Source organism: Microcystis sp. T1-4, assembly GCF_000297435.1.
Classification (GTDB): domain Bacteria; phylum Cyanobacteriota; class Cyanobacteriia; order Cyanobacteriales; family Microcystaceae; genus Microcystis.
Window position 1 is genome coordinate 1 of the sequence record NZ_CAIP01000154.1, and the last position, 17,637, is coordinate 17,637.

Consider the following 17,637-nt stretch of genomic DNA (forward strand, 5'->3'; position numbering starts at 1 on the left):
GACCTCTTGTCAAATTCAAAAATCTTCCCTTATGTGAGGAGTAAGTAGCCAGTATTCGGTCGTCAGGAGAATCAAAAATGAGCTTTAATCAATTAAATTCTCTATTTAGAGATTTTATGCCTATTTTTCTCATTTTTGAACTCTCAAAAATTAATTATCGTTGAGCTTGCCGCTAGAGGATTTGAGCGCATTTTTCTCTCAGACATCAGCCCTCCTTTGCTAAAATGATAATCATTATCACTTTAACTGGCAATGGTCAATCAAATTAAGTCCCCCCGAGCAGAAAGCCCCGTTATCGAGGAAGATTCGCAAAAAATCGTAAAAATACGCCATACTTGCGCCCATGTCTTAGCGATGGCTGTACAAACTCTCTTTCCTGAAACCAAAGTCGCTATTGGTCCCTGGACAGAAACGGGATTCTACTACGATTTCGATCGCCCAACACCCTTTACCCCCGAAGATTTGGAGAAAATAGCGGCAGAAATGGGGCGAATTATCGGGAAAAACCTGCCAATTATCCGAGAAGTGCTGGAAAGAAGCGAAATTGCCGCAGAAATCGAGCGCCTTAATCAACCCTACAAAAAGTTAATTTTAGAGAGAATTCCCCCAGATGAAACCATTACCCGTTATTTTATCGGTAGTCCGGACGCAGGACGGAGCGATCGAGAACCCTCGTTAATTGATGGCGCTGTTTCTCCCCCGGAAGAATTTTGGTGGGATCTGTGTGCGGGACCCCATCTCAACTCGACGGGGGAAATTAACCCAGATGCTTTCGCATTGGAGAGTGTAGCGGGTGCTTATTGGCAAGGAGATGAAAAACAGCCGCAATTACAGCGAATTTACGGCACAGCTTGGCAAACCCCCGCAGAATTACAAAATTATCTCCAACAAAAAGAAGAAGCGCAGCGACGAGATCATCGCAAATTGGGACAACAATTAAAATTATTTAGCATCCAAGAAGATGCGGGTGGCGGCTTAGTTTTTTGGCATCCCCGGGGTGCAACAATGCGTTATTTAATCGAAGATTATTGGCGCCAAGCTCATTTAGAAGCGGGTTATCAATTTCTTTATACTCCCCATCTAGCTAATTTAGATCTGTGGAAAACTTCTGGACATTGGGACTTTTATCGCGACAATATGTTTGAGGCGATCGAGTTAGAACAGCAAAGCTATCAAATTAAGCCGATGAATTGTCCTTTTCATGTTTTAACCTATCAAAATGACCTGCATTCCTATCGAGAATTTCCCCTCAGATGGGCAGAATTAGGCACAGTTTATCGTTACGAGCGATCGGGGGTTTTACACGGATTAATGCGGGTGCGAGGTTTTACCCAAGATGATGCTCATATTTTCTGTTTACCAGAACAAATTGCCGCAGAGATTCTAGGAGTTTTGAACTTAACCGAGAAAATTCTCTCCGATTTTGGCTTTACTAATTATGAGGTAAATTTATCGACTCGTCCCAGTAAATCCGTGGGTAGTGATAGTGTTTGGGAATTGGCAACCGCAGCTTTAATTGAGGCCTTAAATGCTAAAAAGTGGGATTATATTGAGGATCAGGGAGGTGGGGCTTTTTATGGTCCCAAAATTGATATAAAAATTCAAGATGCGATCGGTAGAATGTGGCAATGTTCCACGATTCAGGTCGATTTTAACTTGCCAGAACGCTTTGATATGCAATATGTCGCTAGGGATGGTACTCGCGAAAGACCGATTATGATTCATCGAGCTATTTTTGGCTCTTTGGAAAGATTTTTTGGTATTTTAATCGAGAATTATGCGGGAGATTTTCCTCTCTGGTTAGCACCTATTCAAGTCCGTTTATTACCCGTTAGTGATGAACAGCAGCATTATGCTTTAGAGGTAGCAATGCAGTTAAAACAAGCTGGTTATCGAGTGGAAATCGATAAAAGTGGTGAGCGTTTAGGTAAACAAATTCGTACAGGAGAACTAGAAAAAATCCCTGTCTTAGCTGTGATTGGAAAACGAGAAATTAGCAGTGAAACTCTAAGTGTTCGCACTCGACAAGGGGGTGATTTAGGTTCGATGACGCTGGCAGATTTATTAGAAAAAATGCAAACGGCGATCCTATCTAAAACTAATCTCTGAAGCTTTTGTATCAACCAGCAAATAGTGGATATTGATCCCTTCCAGGCGAATTTAACAGGGTTGAGAAAAGCCTATTTTCTGCCAATTAATTAACTTAAAAGTGGGTTAGCTGCCATGAGTTCTTTGATAATTCCTCTCTCCGATTCCCTCCCTTGCTTGCCTAAATCGGGAATGCCTGTGACGATCATTACTGGTTTTTTAGGGAGTGGAAAAACCACCTTACTAAATCATATTCTTGACAATAAAGAAGGGTTAAAAGTTGCCGTATTAGTCAATGAGTTTGGGGATATTAATATTGATTCTCAATTGCTTGTCTCCATCGATGAAGATATGGTAGAATTGAGTAATGGCTGTATTTGTTGTACGATTAATGATAGTTTAATTGAGACAGTCTATCAGGTCTTAGAAAAAGAAATACCCGTGGACTATCTAATCATTGAAACCACAGGATTAGCCGATCCTTTGCCAATTATCCTCACTTTCCTGGCCACGGAATTAAAATATCTGACTCGCTTAGATTCTATTATTACCCTCGTGGATTCTGAAACCTTTACTGCCGATCATTTTGATAGTAATATTGCCCTTAGTCAAATTCGTTATGGTGACGTGGTAATTCTCAATAAAATAGATCGAGTCAGTCCCAAAAAATTAGATGATTTAGAAAAGTTTATTCGTCGAGAAAAAGAGGGTATAAGACTCCTAAAAAGTAGTTATGGTCAGGTTCCTTTGGGTTTATTGTTAGATCTAGGTTTAACTAAAGAAGAATTGTATAAAGTCCAGTTGAGAGACTTTCAAAAAAATCGCCCAATCTCCAGTGATAATCAATCTCCTGAAGACTTTAATTTTGTCTCCTTTGTTAGCGATAAACCATTTAATTTAGATAAATTTGAACCTTTTCTCACGGAAAAAATGCCGATAAATGTTTTTCGAGCAAAAGGGATTCTCTGGTTTCAACAAAGCGATTTAAAACATATTTTTCAATTGAGCGGTCTTCGTTATGATCTGCAAGCGGTAGAATGGGATACATCTCCTAATAATCAGTTAGTTTTTATCGGCAGAAATTTAAATAAAGAGGAAATCTTGACACAACTAAACGAATGCTTGGCTAGTTCTCAAAAAATTAAAAAGCACAAACTAAGTAGGTAGGTGTTAAAAGTTTTCAGACACCCCCCCTTATTAAGGGGGGACTAAGGGGGGATCGAACCTAAAATCGATTTTTAATTTAATTAAAACCAGCTACTTATGAATAATTTATGGATAAAAACTTTAAAATTTAACGAACCCTCGATCTCATGGTTTTACGTCTCTTTGTTCTCCAAGCTCATTATCGCAAACCCTTGCACTTTACGGAAGCGGCGCTCAATTAAGGGAACAATTAAAAACGAGGGGAATTATCTTAGTTGATTTACCCGATGGACAAAGCCAATGGTATCCTAGAGAAAAGAGCCATAACCATGATTAATATCCCAAGAGACCGCCAATTTTTCCCAAAATAACCTTGCTAAGTCTAGAGGATTGGTTAAGAAAGATTACTTGCCCCAATCTAACTTATGCTAGAATGATTATCATTACCACAATAAAGAAGGAGCAAAATGATTATCGTGGTGACGGGGGGTATAGCTGCGGGAAAAACCCATTGGATTCGCCAACAAATCGCCCAAAGCAAGCAGCCAAGTCTATATTTTAGTCCCCAGACGGAAACTTTTCCCATTGATCACCTCACTTTACAGAGTGACTTTCCCCAGTTGTCCTCTATTTCTAGGGAAGAAGAAGACCTTTTGAGCAGTTTATCCATGAAAAACAGGGTCTATATGGAAGTACCATGGCATTTAGACACGCAATCCCTCGAAAGCTTTCTAAAACCCCTCAATTGTCATCGGGTAGCGATTACGTCTCCAGACGAAGAAATCCCCGAAGGACAAGTTCCCGTCGATGAAATAGTCATCAGTCCCGTCAAAACAACCATAAAAGGTGATCAATGGTTAAAAAAACGGGAAATACAGATTTATAGAGCCGTTTTAACGGGAGAAATCCTCGATTTTTCCAGTTTAACCACCTTTTGGACAGAATTAACCCAAGGAGCCTATGGGGAAGTGCTGCGGGTCAAAAGTATCTTCGATATCATCGACGGTCAGTGTATTTATGGGGAATTTATGGATGAATGGCCAGAAAAAGACTTTCAAAGCTTAAATTTCCCCTTAAATGTCGATGGGAGACCGAATCGCTTCAGTGGGATTGAAATCGTCGGTCGCAATCTCGATAAACCGATAATTGCCGATACCCTGAGTGATTGTTGTCTGTCCGATGAGGCACTTTTTTATTATCAACAACAATTTCAAGAATCTTTAGAGCCAGAAATGGAGTTAATCTGATGAAAATAGCCGTTTTATCCTGTATTCATGGCAATATGCCCGCTTTTAATGCTGTTTTGCAAGATTTAGACCAACAGGGTTGTCAAGAAATCTACTGTTTAGGGGATTTAGTTGGGTATGGACCCCATCCTAACCAAGTGGTGGAAAAAATCCGTCAACTGGGGATTACTACAGTACAAGGGTGTTGGGATGAGGATATCGTTGAGGGATTAAATGCCTGTGAGTGCAGTTATCCGTCGCTTTTAGCAGAAAAACGCGGTAGATTAGCTCATGAGTGGACAAATCAAATAATCACCCCAGAAAACCGTAATTATTTGTCAAAACTGCCCGAAATTTTTAAGCTAGATAACCTCTGTTTTGTTCATGGTAGTCCCCAAAGTAACCATGAGTACCTTTTAGCCGAAATGGACGCTTTTACGGCTTTAGAACGGGTTTTATCGGTAGATACAGAGGTTTTATTCTGTGGACATACCCACATCCCCTACATTCGCACTCTCGACGCGGGAAGCTTGCAAATAAAAGTTTATCAACCCGATGGGGAACAGTCGCGGCAATTTACCACACCGGTTAAACGTATCATCAACGTGGGATCGGTGGGAGAACCACGTCACGGTCGTCCAAATGCCACCTATGTGATTTACGATCGAGAAACGGCAGCGGTACAACTGCGAGAAGTGGCCTATAACTATCAGGAAACCTGTCAGGCTATTTTAGCATCGGGTTTACCTCCTATTTTCGCTTGGCGATTGGCTAAGGGTCTAGAATATGCGGAAAAAGCCGATGATCCGACTCATGTTTGCGAACGTTAATTTGTGATAAATCAAGAAATTATGTGGGCAATTTTAAGCGGTATTCAAGGCAATTTACCAGCCTATCAAGCGGTCTTGGAAGATATTCAGCAACGGTCAGTTACTGTAGAAAATTTATATATTTTAGGAGATTTTATCGGTGTTAATCCCGATAGTGAAATGCTGGTAGAACAAATACGTTATCCCACTAAAAATAACTTATATCCGCAGGTTTGTCGGGGATGGTGGGAAGAACAATGTTTAATTTTACACAGTTTAGGAGCAACAGGAGAACCGACGGAATTAATCGATAAACATGGAATTGATAGCACTAAACAACTCTGGGACGCAGTTTCTTTAGAAACGGTGCAATGGTTACGAAATCTCGATTTTGGTTTTGTCGAGTTGGATTGTTTATTAATTCATGGCAGTAGTGTCAGTGTTAGTGAAGAATTAACCCCCGATACTCCCCCATGGCAAATTTTAGATCGACTGCAACGGGTGGGAGTTAATAATCTATTTTGTGGTCGTTCAGGAAAAGTTTTTGATTATTCTTTACAGTCCGCTAATTTAACTAGCACTGTTACTACTTTAGATAAACGGCAACCAAGTCAAACTTTGACGATTCAAGATAAGCGTTTAATTGGGGTTGGTAGCGTTGGCAAAGAATTAAATAAAGCAGTTTACACTCTCTATAATCCTAGTAATAATTGCGTGGAGTTTAGAACCGTACCTTATTAATCTTTCAGAGATTAATTAAATATTAAAGATTAATTTAAGTAGGTAGGTGTTAAAAATTATCAGACACCCCCCTTATCAAGGGGGATCAAGGGGGGATTTATCTTCAATTTAATTATAACCAGCTAGATAACTGAGGTAAGAGACTCTTGCTGACTTGCTTGCAGATGGGATTGAGCGCGAACAGCGTGGAACATCCCAAAACGACATAAACCCGTACCAAAGGCCAAACGCATCAGCAGAATTGTCGGCACTTCTCGGACAGATTTAACCAACCCAGTTAGACCAAATTGCCACCAACCTTGGGGACGAATCACCCCTTGCCAAATGGTATCAATCCAAGAGGGTAGAGTGGCTTTTGTCCAGTCAGCAGTCATCACTTCCCCATCTACCAATCCCGTGGCCGCTAACTGTTCGGCAAAACCTTCGATACTGGCAAAAGCGGGGTGGGACCACTGATCCAAAAGTTGGCGCATTACAGGACTTTCCCAGAAATTGAGCGGTTTTTGACGGTCATCTCGCTGATTCCAGTCCGCTACCACTAGGACTCCCCCCGGCTTAAGAACTCGCAGTAATTCCTGAGCAAAAACGGCTTTGTCCGGCATATGGGGACCGGCTTCGATTGACCAGACCACATCAAAACTCTCGTCGGGAAAAGAAAGGGCCATGGCATCATCGACCAAAAAGCGAGCATTTACATCTGGGGGTGTTAGTTCTTTGGCCCGTGCCACTTGTTTGGGACTAATGGTGACACCGGTAACGGCAAATCCGTAGTCGCGGGCCAGAATGCGACTGCTGCCACCAATACCACAACCGACATCGAGGAGAGTGGCACCGGTGGGTAGTTTATCCAAACCTCCCCAAGAGACCATTTCCGCCACAAAGTCAGCTTTTGCCTGTAGAAAGTCTTTTTTTTCTGGTGGGGAACCGTAGTGACCTAAATGGATGTGTTCGCCCCAATAATATTCTAAAATCCCGTCTTCGGTCCATTGGTCGTAGGAATTGGCCACCGAGTCCGACGATTGGTACTTGCGAGAGGAAACAAAATAGACGACGATAGCGATCGCTAGGAGTAAACCTAAAGATGATGTCAGCAAAAGTATATTCATTAAATGCTGCTGGGCAAACTGATACAAAGCTTAATAACTCTTAAAGATTATACAACCTTGAGGTTCTGCGGGCTGAGGTCTAATTATCAGTCCCCCTTTACCCCTCTTGGTGGCCAGAAAAAGCCAGATCAGCAGTCTCAATTACCTTTAATAGCTGTTCGATGCGGTTTTCCGTCGGGGGGGCCAAACAGGGAAAAACGGCTAAACCGGGGATTTGATTGGCCACCTCGGTGACAGCCACATCAAGGGTGACTAGGGGTAAATTAGCTAGGGTTTGCGACTCGCTCAAGGTTTGCAGATAAGAGTATAAATCTTCTGCGATCGAACTATCGATTAAGATAGCGTCCACCTCCCAGACAGTGGCTAAAAGTTCCGCCTGTTCGCAACTATCGGCCTCAATAAAACGATAATTCTCCCGAACTAATTGATTATTCCAAATCCAGCTAAAGGAAGATAAATCGGAGAAATTAGGGGCATAATGACCGTGCAAACGCAGCAGAGTCGGAGCAGTGCGCCGTTTTCGGCTAGGAACGGGGGAAACGGTCAGATTTAGGCAAGCTTGCAGAGCTGCCGAAGTGATTGGCGGAACCAGAAAACTATCGGCCCCTTGCTGTTGACTGCGGTTGCGCTCGCAATCGGCGGCGGTGACAATAACTTTTATATCTTGGGTTTGGGGATGGGATTTGAGCAGCGTTAACACATCCCAACCGGACAAGAGGGGTAGATTGGGATTGAGAAAAACACAACGGGGTTTTAACTGACGGGCTTTTTCGATCGCTTCGGTCCCGCTACGGGCGATAATGGCTTTTAATCCCAATTCACTTAAGCGATCGACAAACTGTTCGATAACTTGGGGATTAGCTTCCACCACTAACACCAGACGTTGGGGGGTCGATTGTTCCTCTTCTGTTCCTTGGGGATGAACCGGCAGCAGTAAAGTGAATTGACTGCCTTCCCGGTCCTTGGAGACAAAAGATAGATCACCGCCGTGACAGCGTGCTAATTTTTGGCTGAGGACTAAACCTAAACCCGCACCCTCAAATTGACGGGTGAAAGGACTTTCTAGCTGTTGGAATTTCTGAAAAATCAGATGCTGGGATTCTTCCGGAATACCGATCCCCGTATCCCAGACGGTAAAAGCCAGCCAATTTTCCCAACGATTGACTTTAATGCCCAAATTACCGCCGTCAATGGTGAATTTTACCGCATTATCTAACAAATGCACTAACATCTGTTGTAAACGGGCTTCATCGGCCAGGACATAATCTAACCCCGATTCGATGTCAAGACGATAGCTGTTGGGGAGATCAAGACGTTGGGGATATTTATCGACGATGATATCGTACACCCGTTGACAGAGGCGATCGATTTTGACTCTAGCTAAAGTTAATTTTAGTTGTCCTGTCTCTAGGCGGGTTAAATCGAGGAGATCATTAACTAAAGCCATCAACTGGCGACCGCTGCGATAGATTAAATCGGCATATTTGGACTGTCGGGGGTTAAGTTCACCGATTTTTTGTTCCCGCAGCAGATTGGAGAGACCGATAACGGCGGTGAGGGGCGATTTAAACTCATGGCTGACACAGGCGAGAAATTCATCCTTAAGACGATTTAAATGGACTAAATCGGCATTTTTAACCGCTAATTCCCGACAATATTGCTGTTGTTCCGTGATATCGGTGGCTAATAGTAACCACAGTCCCGAAGTTTTCTCGATCAAGGGATAATGACCTGTCCAATTTAACGGCGCGGACAACAGGCGCCAAGTCTTGGTTAAACCCGATGTCAGCGTTTCCAGACGCTGGGGGAACAGGGGGGGGGTGGGGGATTGGGGAGTTAAGGGTTGAGTGGGGAAAGCTGCCCCGATTTGTTGGCACCAAGCCTGATTTTGGTATAAAATTCCCGCTTCTGGACTGTAGAGCAGCAGCGGCAGCGGTAATTGTTCCAAAAATTCCAGAGGACGATCTCCGCGGTGGGAGAAATTGCGATCGCTGATGCGGAGCTGCGGAGAGGGATCATCGAGAATCGAGCGCCCGAGACAAAATTGCAGTAGTTTGCCCGTGTCTAAGCGCCCTAACAGTTTACCCTGAGCATCCACTAAAATAGGAACCAATGCGATCGCTTCTCCCCTCAGGTTTGCCAGAAACTCACTGACGGCCATGCGCGAGTTCAGAGGGATAATCGGACGCAGCCAACCGCTCAGATCCAGACAGTTGCAGGAGGGGTTTCTGGTTTCGGGGTGCTGTTGTTGATAGAGGAGGTAAGCGATCAGGGCTTGACTCTCAATCAGTCCTAGGGGACAATACCGCTCATCCACCACCACGATCGCTTCTGGATTGCCCGTATTAATTAAATCTAAAAGACTGGCCGTATCAACAATTAATTCACAGGCAGTGACGGATTGATTAAAGTGATGGAGACTGAGGGTAACGCTAGGCATGGGGATAATTGGGTGGGCGGTGGCGGTAACTTTAGGGCATAATTAACAAACTGATGGCCAAACTATTAGTCGTCCTAGAACTCGAATTTACCTTGATTATGACGCTCGCTCATCTAGAGGACCACTCGATTGATTACAATTAACTACAATACCCACTGCCAAAAAGCCAAGTTAACTTTAACTTCTCCGATCTGATGGCGAGGGGGTTGTCTTCTCAACAGAGACAGCCTAACCTATAATTTGTTATTTTCTATCTACCTTGCGGGTGAGAAAACGTTGCCTCCGAGACTGACTATTTATGCTTTTGTCCCAACGGACTCACCCTTGACGGGAGTGAGTTCACCCCCAGGGCTGGTTAATTCTTTGACGGCTTTATTGGCTAATGAACGCTATAATCTAACCCTAGGGTCCTCTTCTAGCGAATTACTGGCTAATATCGAGGCACAGAAGGAAAAAATCGATTGTTTGCTGGTGGTCTTTCATCCTTCCCTACAGCCGACTTTTAATCAACTCTACGAAGCGGGGGTTTTACTGCCAGTAGTGATCATTGTCGCTGACAAAAACATCACTGCCGGAACGAATGACTCTCCCACCTGTCTCTATCATAGTGCCGAATTACAAATTACCGTCAAGGAATTAGACAGCATCACCTCGGTAATCGACCAAGCGATCGCTCGATTTCTCCATTTAGCTCCTAACTGCTCTTTTTCCGAGCGGACTACGATTGTTAACCAACCGAATCCAGTGGCCAATAATCACAGTTTTCTCCTCCTACAACAGCGCCGTTTAGCAGAAAAATTAAAAGAAAGACTCGGCTATTTAGGTGTTTACTACAAACGCAACCCGCAGCTATTTTATCGCAATCTTGCCCCGGAGGAAAAAAAAGAATTACTGCGGGAAGTAAGAGCAGATTATCGGGAGATTATTTTAAATTACTTCCAACAGGATTATCCGATTAATCAAGCGATCGACGAGTTGGTTAATAATGTCTTTTTTACCGATCTCTCCGTGTCGCAAATTCTGGAAATTCACATGGAGTTAATGGATGAATTTTCCCAACAATTAAAATTGGAAGGCAGAAGCGAGGAAATTCTCCTAGATTATCGTCTCGCTCTCATTGATATCCTGGCTCATCTAGGGGAAATGTACCGTCGTTCCATACCTCGCGAGGATATCCCTGATGATTTATCTCAAATGTCGGGGTGAAGACCCGAAGCACTTAGTGCGACGGGATGAAACCCCAGCCAATATAAAACAGCACTTCCACAGGCTCAGTGACACGAAGCACGATTAAAAATAAGTGTCCAGTATCCTGAAAAAATCTCGAATAACTTCTTCTTTTAAGGGTCTTGACCTACTCAGGCCAAATAGCTACTATATGAGTATAGCGGATAGGGTAATCAACCGCTCTAAAAACCCCTGTAGTCTAACCACTACGCTATCTGCACCTTGACAATCAAAGATATAGGGTTCTACTCAATAGTTCTAGTTTCTCACCTGTGAGTAGGTAAAATCTTTGCAGGAACTAGACAAAGCAGTATTTGAAGCTAACGTTTCAATTCAAGCAAACTTTGTAGAAATACAACTATCGTAGGGCATACGAAAAGTAACGCTTAGGGAGAGAACCACCTCTGGGTTGGATAACGCAAGGCATCTAATTTAAGTGGACTCGTTGAACTAAGAATCCCGCGCTTGAGTGCGATGGGAGTGTCAATATTGGGAATAGACTAAAATATCCCAGACAAATAGCGATGAACTCATATCCCCAGCCCCTTTGATCCTAACCTATGAGCGTCTTTAAAAAAACCTATGTTTTAAAACTGTACGTCGCCGGGAACACCCCCAACTCCGTGCGAGCCTTAAAAACCCTGAAAAATATCCTAGAAGAGGAATTTCAGGGAGTTTATGCGCTCAAGGTGATTGACGTGCTGAAAAACCCGCAACTAGCGGAGGAAGACAAGATTCTCGCCACTCCTACCCTCGCGAAGGTCCTCCCTCCCCCGGTGCGGAAAATTATCGGTGATTTGTCCGATCGAGAGAAGGTTCTGATCGGTTTAGACTTACTGTACGAGGAAATTCGTGAACGAGAAAATGATAGCTAGGCCTTCGGCAATAGGTGATTAGACGGGTTATATTTATTGAAGGAGAAATGATCGGGGCGTAATCTAGTACGTCTATGGGAAAGTCAAGAGTCAATGGCAATCGAGATAGTGTAAAGTGTCTAGTCAGTCCCGATATGTTTCTGTGGAAAAATTAGATAAAAATCCTACTCTTTAAATACTCGCTGGATAAATAATGACTCAATCTAACTCTAATAGCCAACCAAATCCACCGATTAAACCGAAAGGTGTTCGCAAAATTAGAACCCTAATTGAAGGTTTTGATGAGATCACTCACGGTGGTTTACCCATGGGGAGAACTACCTTAGTTAGTGGCACTTCTGGCACGGGAAAAACCCTGCTTGCTGTGCAATTTCTCTACCATGGGATCAAGTATTTTGACTATCCGGGCCTGTTTGTTACTTTTGAAGAATCTCCCACCGATATTATCCAAAATGCCTATAGTTTTGGTTGGGATTTAGAAGAATTAATTGACCAGGGTAAATTATTTATTCTCGATGCTTCCCCGGATCCAGAAGGTCAAGAGGTGGTGGGTAGTTTTGATCTTTCGGCCCTAATCGAGCGCATTCAATACGCAATTACTAAATATAAAGCCAAACTGGTATCGGTTGACTCTGTAACTGCTGTTTTTCAGCAGTACGAAGCGGTGTCAGTGGTGCGGCGAGAAATTTTTCGGCTCGTGGCCCGGTTAAAATTATTAGAAGTGACTTCAATTATGACCACGGAACGTATCGAAGAATACGGAGCGGTGGCCCGTTTTGGTGTAGAGGAATTTGTCTCTGATAATGTGGTAATTATGCGGAACGTGCTAGAGGGAGAAAGGCGACGCAGAACCGCGGAAATCCTCAAATTACGGGGAACAACCCACATGAAGGGGGAATATCCCTTTACTATCACCAATGATGGCATTAATATCTTCCCCCTCGGAGCCATGCGTTTAACTCAGCGCTCTTCTAATGTCCGCATTTCTTCGGGAGTAAAAACCCTCGATGATATGTGTGGAGGCGGTTTTTTCAAGGATTCGATTATTTTGGCCACAGGAGCAACCGGTACGGGTAAAACTCTCCTAGTCAGTAAATTTCTGGAAGAAGGATGTCGGCGCGGTGAGCGAGCGATTTTGTTCGCTTATGAAGAATCTCGCGCCCAATTGTCCCGAAATGCCTCTTCTTGGGGGATCGATTTTGAGGAGATGGAACGCAAGGGATTATTAAAATTGTTGTGTTCTTACCCCGAATCGGCGGGATTAGAAGACCATTTACAGATGATTAAGTCGGAAATCTCGGAATTTAAACCCTCTCGTATTGCTATTGATTCTCTATCGGCACTCGCGCGCGGGGTGACAAATAATGCTTTTCGGCAATTTGTGATCGGGGTGACAGGATACGCCAAACAGGAGGAAATTACAGGATTTTTCACCAATACCACCGACCAATTTATGGGAGCGCACTCGATCACCGAATCCCATATTTCTACGATTACCGACACGATTTTAATGTTGCAATATGTGGAAATTCGCGGCGAAATGTCGCGAGCGATTAACGTCTTTAAGATGCGCGGTTCTTGGCACGATAAAGGGATTCGTGAATATACTATCAGTCAGGACGGGGCGGATATCAAGGATTCTTTCCGCAATTACGAGCGGATTATTAGTGGTTCCCCAACTAAAATTAGCGTCGATGAAAAGACTGAATTATCGCGGATTGTTCGCAATGTACGCGAAAAATTACAGGATGAATAATCGGGAGTTGGCTCTCTTGGATTTGGTGGGTAAAATGTATTCTAAGATACAGTACCGCTGGCGAGGGAGTGGAAGGAACCACAGAGACACAGAGGACACAAAGATCGATCGATCCTATGTAAGTTAAACTTATCACAGAGAACCTAGAAGAGCCGGGAGTTGACTGATGGAGATTATTTTGAAGAGCGATCGGGTAAAGTCGGTCTTAAGGAAAATAACCACCAGATCAACAAACCTAATATAATCCAGAGAATATCTTTAACCCGGCGAATTACAGAAATCGCTAAACCTAATTCTAGACTACCGGTTAAGGAAGCACCCAGCAGCACTAAAGAGCCTTCTAAAGTACCGATATTAGCGGGAATAAAAAAGGTTCCAGCGCGCACCAATTGAGCGACAGAATCAAATAACCAAGCATCGGCAAAAGTGATCGGATGTTGGAGAAATTGCATTAAAACATAGATTTCTAAAACTCCGAGGGGCCAATTGAGAAAACCGACGATCAAGCCATTTCTAAATAGGGGCAGATTCCGGTAAAATTCCCCTAAACGATCATCGACACTGCGAAGATTTTCTAAAGGTTTAGCTAGGCGATCGCCTAAAAAAGAATGACCTAATCGATTAACTATTCGGGAGGATAAACGGAATCGCTGAATCAAGAAAAATATCAGGATACAACTGGAGAATATAGCAAGACTTAATCCAGTAAAAGTTTTAAAAGAATTAGAAAATTTTGGAGAAGCTAGGAGCAGAAAAAAACCGATAATTGCAAAGAAGACAAGGGAAGCAGTATTTAACGTTTTTGTCAGAATAATCGAGGCACTGGTTTCTTTATAGCTAATCTGATAGTGAGTTTTTAACATCACTGCTTTAAAACCTTCTCCTCCCAAAGAAGCGAAAGGAGTCACGCGATTAAAGGCTGCCCCTACCATGTAAATTAATAATAGGCGAATTGTCCATCGAGGTTGGATAGGAATACTTTTAAAAGTTAGTTGCCAAGTAAAAACATCGGTGAGGAATTCTAGGAAGTAAAAAATAATTATTAATGTCATTCCCCACCAACCGACTAGGGTGATTTGTTGCCAAACTTCTTGTAGATTTGTTTGGCGCAAAATTACCCCTAGTAAAACAAAACCTAAACCCAGAAAAATAAATTTAAGATATTTCATACTAAATTATGAATTATGAATTATGAATTATGACTGATAACTTATAACTGATAACTGATAACTGATAACTGATAACTGATAACTGATAACTGATAACTGATAACTGGTAACTGGTAACTGATAACTGATAACTGATAACTGATAACTGATAACTGATAACTGAAAAAGCTGATAACTAAAAATAGTTCCAACGTTGAATAAATGGCAGCCAATGGGATTCGACTAACTCGATCGCTTTTGCATCTGGGGGATAATTATTTTTTTTATATCCTTGCAGACTGCTGATATATTTCTCAAAGCGAGGCATAGATATTTTTAAGTCGGGAAGTTGCAGTTGATCGTAGATTTTCTCGATTTGTGCTAGGGGAGCTTTTTCTAAATCTTCAAAACGAATTTCTACAAAACTATCGGCGGGTAAATCGGCACTATCTCGCAGGAGAGAATTGAGCATTGGGGGATAACTTTTCAGAATTACCTGCTCGATTTCATCCGTGGATAAATTATCGTAGGATTGTAGTGCTAGTTCCGGTAGGATGCGGGTAAAAAAGTGACGGGTTGAGGGAAAAACTAGATAGGGATTGCGGTAGATATGAATAAATTTAGCATCGGGCCAGATAGCTCGCAATCTGGCGATGTGTGCCGTATAAACGGGGTTTTTAAGTAGTAATTGTTTGCCTTTTTGATGGATGGAAACTTTTTTTAATAGATGAGTATGCCAACGTTGCCAATTGGCGATTTCTTTCTCGCTGCAGCCTTGAAAAAAAACCCCTCGCTGGAAATGATACTGAAAACGTTGGGGAAAGTATAAACCATGGTAGTAGGAAAGGGGGATCATGCTGGCCAGGGCGATCGAGTCTTCTTGGGGGGAATCGGGAGTAACGGCAACGTTATCCACATGGCGATCGCTTGGTAGGGCCAATTCTAGCAGCGGTTGAAATAAGCGGACGATACCGAGGATATCCCAGGGTAATCCCACCGCTAGGGGCGAAATATAGCCAAAATGCTCCGATTGACCGAGTAAATTGTGGAGATGGGTCGTGCCGCTGCGCCAATAGCCGACAATAAAAATGGGTGCTTTTACCTGCACGCGGCGCTCATAAAACCCTGTCATTAAAATTCGTTCTAGGGTAGAAAAAGGCAGTCGCGCCAGGGTAACTGCCAGGGCCAGGGTTGCCGGGGCCAAATTGGGGCGATCGATGCCGCCATTGGTCAAAAATAAATGAAGGAGAGTGCTAAGGTTACTACCGCAGAGGGGATGAAACAAACTAGACATATTAACTATTTTTTGGCGGTTTTTTGGCGTATAGCTTGGCTGGCCAAGGTTTTACCGAATTCCCAAGTGGCCCCTGGGAAGCGGTGTGCATCAGCGACCACATCTTTAACGGCGGTGATCAGCCAACGGCAATCCTCATCGGAGAGGGTGAGGGGGGGGATAAACTTGATGATATTCATGCCGTGGCCGGAAACTTGGGAGAGGATTTGATGGCGGGTAAAGAGGGGAACGACGATTAACTGGGAAAATAGCCCTTTATTGGCGGTTTCTAGCATTTTCCAGGCGGCTTTTAGTGACCAACTGCTCGGCTCGGCAAATTCCAAGGCGATCATCATACCCAATCCCCGCACTTCCTGCAAACATTCGTACTGATCTACCAGGGGCCGTAGTTCTGCGATAATTTGTTGACCGATTACGGCCGATCGCTCGACTAATTTTTCCTCTTCAATCACCTGTAAAGTGGCAATACCGGCGGCCATGGCCAGATTATTTTTACCAAAAGTGCTACCGTGAACCACAGAACGATCCATGCGATCGAATACTCGATCGAAGATCCAGCGACGACAGAGAACCGCTCCCACTGGCACAAAACCACCCGAAAGAGCCTTGGCAACACATAAAATGTCCGGTTCTACCCCCCAATGTTCCACAGCCCAAATTTTGCCAGTCCGGCCTAAACCGGTCTGCACTTCATCGGCCACAAAAAGAGTGCCGTAACGACGACAAAGGTCCGCGGCCGCGGGGAGATAGTTCGGTTCGGGAATTCTCACCCCGTGACCTTGGATCGGTTCGGTAATAAAAGCCGCTACTTCTTGGTTAATTAGAGCTTTTTCGAGCGCGGCCAGATCGCCGAAGGGTATTTCCTTAAAATCGGCCACAAACGGCCCAAATCCCTGGCGATAATGGGGATCGCCGGTGGCGGAAAGGGAACCCATGGTCAACCCGTGGTAGCCTCCCTGACAGTAAACAATTTGGCTGCGTCCGGTGGCGTAGCGGCTGAATTTAATGGCGGCCTCGACAGTTTCCGTGCCAGAATTAGCAAAGAAAACTCGTTCTAATCCAGTTGGTGCGATCGCTGCTAACCGTTCCGCCAGCAATCCCGCTAGGATAGAAGCATCCAATTGGACTAAATTGGGCAATGCTGCCGTCAATACCTCTTGTAAAGCTTGCACGATCTTGGGGTGATTGCGTCCGAGAGCGAAAACACCAAAACCACTCAGTAAGTCCAGATACTTGTCCCCCTGATTGTCGAAGAGGTACGGACCTTCGGCTTTAACGTAGTGGCGATCATAGCCGATCGTTTTTAGTACCCTAACCATCTGGGGGTTTAGGTATTGTTCGTGGAGGGCAAAGTTTTCTTCTAGTCTTTTTTCTATCAGTTCTAAAATGCTCATAAATTCCAGATTTGATGACTGAAAAAATATTTTTTCAAACACCTCAAAACCGATTATGTTGACAGCACATTATCATGATTTTTGGCTATCTAATATTATAAATTATTTGATATATTTTGTCAAGTATTTAAAAACTTATCTAGGATAATGAAACTAATTAACTCTTGTTGGCTAAAGGTTCAAGCGACTTTTAGATAATTTGTTAGTCAGTTTTTATATGGTTGGCGCGCATCGCGTGCGCCCAAAATGTAATATCAGTAAACTGATAACTTATAACTGATAACTTATAACTGATAACTTATAACTGATAACTGATTACTGATTACTGATAACTGATTACTGATTACTGATAACTGATAACTGATTACTGATAACTGATAACTGAGG

General features: G+C 43.3%; 13 protein-coding genes. 8 read left to right on the forward strand and 5 right to left on the reverse strand.

The features are described 5' to 3' along the window. Positions 1–252: 252 nt before the first annotated feature. The 5 genes from thrS (at position 253) to MICAI_RS09275 (ending at position 6,010) form a co-directional block, all read left to right on the forward strand. Positions 253–2,109 carry a threonine--tRNA ligase gene (thrS, locus tag MICAI_RS09255; protein ID WP_008200810.1) on the forward strand — a complete coding sequence of 619 codons (1,857 nt, stop codon included), beginning with the start codon at positions 253–255 and terminating at the stop codon, positions 2,107–2,109. A gap of 114 nt (positions 2,110–2,223) precedes the next feature. After that, positions 2,224–3,255: a CobW family GTP-binding protein gene (locus MICAI_RS09260; RefSeq protein WP_008200812.1), complete on the forward strand. Its 1,032-nt coding sequence runs from the start codon at positions 2,224–2,226 to the stop codon at positions 3,253–3,255. Positions 3,256–3,701: 446 nt separating this feature from the next. After that, positions 3,702–4,481 carry a hypothetical protein gene (locus MICAI_RS09265; RefSeq protein WP_008200814.1) on the forward strand — a complete coding sequence of 260 codons (780 nt, stop codon included), beginning with the start codon at positions 3,702–3,704 and terminating at the stop codon, positions 4,479–4,481. After that, complete coding sequence (locus MICAI_RS09270) at positions 4,481–5,290, forward strand: metallophosphoesterase family protein (RefSeq protein WP_008200816.1); 810 nt, start codon at positions 4,481–4,483, stop codon at positions 5,288–5,290. The genes MICAI_RS09265 and MICAI_RS09270 overlap by 1 nt, the downstream gene beginning before the upstream one ends. A 21-nt stretch (positions 5,291–5,311) precedes the next feature. After that, complete coding sequence (locus tag MICAI_RS09275) at positions 5,312–6,010, forward strand: metallophosphoesterase family protein (protein ID WP_002735860.1); 699 nt, start codon at positions 5,312–5,314, stop codon at positions 6,008–6,010. Positions 6,011–6,132: 122 nt separating this feature from the next. On the opposite strand, the gene MICAI_RS09280 is transcribed toward MICAI_RS09275, so the two are convergent. Both MICAI_RS09280 and MICAI_RS09285 read right to left on the reverse strand, forming a co-directional pair. Beyond that, complete coding sequence (locus MICAI_RS09280) at positions 6,133–7,116, reverse strand: methyltransferase domain-containing protein (RefSeq protein WP_008200819.1); 984 nt, start codon at positions 7,114–7,116, stop codon at positions 6,133–6,135. Positions 7,117–7,213: 97 nt separating this feature from the next. Next, on the reverse strand, positions 7,214–9,556 hold the full coding sequence (locus tag MICAI_RS09285) for an ATP-binding response regulator (protein ID WP_008200820.1): 2,343 nt from the start codon (positions 9,554–9,556) through the stop codon (positions 7,214–7,216). Between the two features lie 276 nt (positions 9,557–9,832). On the opposite strand from MICAI_RS09285, the gene MICAI_RS09290 reads away from it, so the two are divergent. The 3 genes from MICAI_RS09290 (at position 9,833) to kaiC (ending at position 13,414) form a co-directional block, all read left to right on the forward strand. After that, positions 9,833–10,762, forward strand: a complete 930-nt coding sequence (locus MICAI_RS09290) for a circadian clock protein KaiA (protein WP_008200823.1) — start codon at positions 9,833–9,835, stop codon at positions 10,760–10,762. A 581-nt stretch (positions 10,763–11,343) separates the two neighbouring features. Beyond that, entirely contained in the window at positions 11,344–11,658 is a 315-nt protein-coding gene (gene kaiB / locus MICAI_RS09295) for a circadian clock protein KaiB (protein ID WP_002733742.1), read from the forward strand. 193 nt (positions 11,659–11,851) lie between these two features. After that, on the forward strand, positions 11,852–13,414 hold the full coding sequence (gene kaiC, locus MICAI_RS09300; protein ID WP_008200829.1) for a circadian clock protein KaiC: 1,563 nt from the start codon (positions 11,852–11,854) through the stop codon (positions 13,412–13,414). A 173-nt stretch (positions 13,415–13,587) separates the two neighbouring features. Here the strand turns inward: kaiC and MICAI_RS09305 are convergent, their stop codons facing one another. The 3 genes from MICAI_RS09305 to MICAI_RS09315 all read right to left on the reverse strand — a co-directional run bounded on the left by MICAI_RS09305 (position 13,588) and on the right by MICAI_RS09315 (position 17,250). Further along, positions 13,588–14,583, reverse strand: a complete 996-nt coding sequence (locus MICAI_RS09305; RefSeq protein WP_008200831.1) for a lysylphosphatidylglycerol synthase transmembrane domain-containing protein — start codon at positions 14,581–14,583, stop codon at positions 13,588–13,590. A 175-nt stretch (positions 14,584–14,758) separates the two neighbouring features. Beyond that, positions 14,759–15,856 (reverse strand): sulfotransferase family protein, encoded by a 1,098-nt coding sequence (locus MICAI_RS09310; RefSeq protein ID WP_008200834.1) that lies wholly within the window; start codon positions 15,854–15,856, stop codon positions 14,759–14,761. A gap of 5 nt (positions 15,857–15,861) precedes the next feature. Continuing rightward, complete coding sequence (locus MICAI_RS09315; RefSeq protein ID WP_008200836.1) at positions 15,862–17,250, reverse strand: aspartate aminotransferase family protein; 1,389 nt, start codon at positions 17,248–17,250, stop codon at positions 15,862–15,864. Positions 17,251–17,637: the final 387 nt, after the last annotated feature.

Excerpts from the sequence above, each read along its gene's own strand:
- MICAI_RS09270 (WP_008200816.1), top strand. The coding sequence starts at position 4,481 with ATGAAAATAGCCGTTTTATCCTGTATTCATGGCAATATGCCCGCTTTT.
- MICAI_RS09315 (WP_008200836.1), bottom strand. The coding sequence starts at position 17,250 with ATGAGCATTTTAGAACTGATAGAAAAAAGACTAGAAGAAAACTTTGCC.
- kaiC (WP_008200829.1), top strand. The coding sequence starts at position 11,852 with ATGACTCAATCTAACTCTAATAGCCAACCAAATCCACCGATTAAACCG.
- MICAI_RS09260 (WP_008200812.1), top strand. The coding sequence starts at position 2,224 with ATGAGTTCTTTGATAATTCCTCTCTCCGATTCCCTCCCTTGCTTGCCT.
- thrS (WP_008200810.1), top strand. The coding sequence starts at position 253 with ATGGTCAATCAAATTAAGTCCCCCCGAGCAGAAAGCCCCGTTATCGAG.
- MICAI_RS09285 (WP_008200820.1), bottom strand. The coding sequence starts at position 9,556 with ATGCCTAGCGTTACCCTCAGTCTCCATCACTTTAATCAATCCGTCACT.
- MICAI_RS09265 (WP_008200814.1), top strand. The coding sequence starts at position 3,702 with ATGATTATCGTGGTGACGGGGGGTATAGCTGCGGGAAAAACCCATTGG.
- MICAI_RS09280 (WP_008200819.1), bottom strand. The coding sequence starts at position 7,116 with ATGAATATACTTTTGCTGACATCATCTTTAGGTTTACTCCTAGCGATC.
- MICAI_RS09275 (WP_002735860.1), top strand. The coding sequence starts at position 5,312 with ATGTGGGCAATTTTAAGCGGTATTCAAGGCAATTTACCAGCCTATCAA.
- MICAI_RS09305 (WP_008200831.1), bottom strand. The coding sequence starts at position 14,583 with ATGAAATATCTTAAATTTATTTTTCTGGGTTTAGGTTTTGTTTTACTA.
- kaiB (WP_002733742.1), top strand. The coding sequence starts at position 11,344 with ATGAGCGTCTTTAAAAAAACCTATGTTTTAAAACTGTACGTCGCCGGG.
- MICAI_RS09310 (WP_008200834.1), bottom strand. The coding sequence starts at position 15,856 with ATGTCTAGTTTGTTTCATCCCCTCTGCGGTAGTAACCTTAGCACTCTC.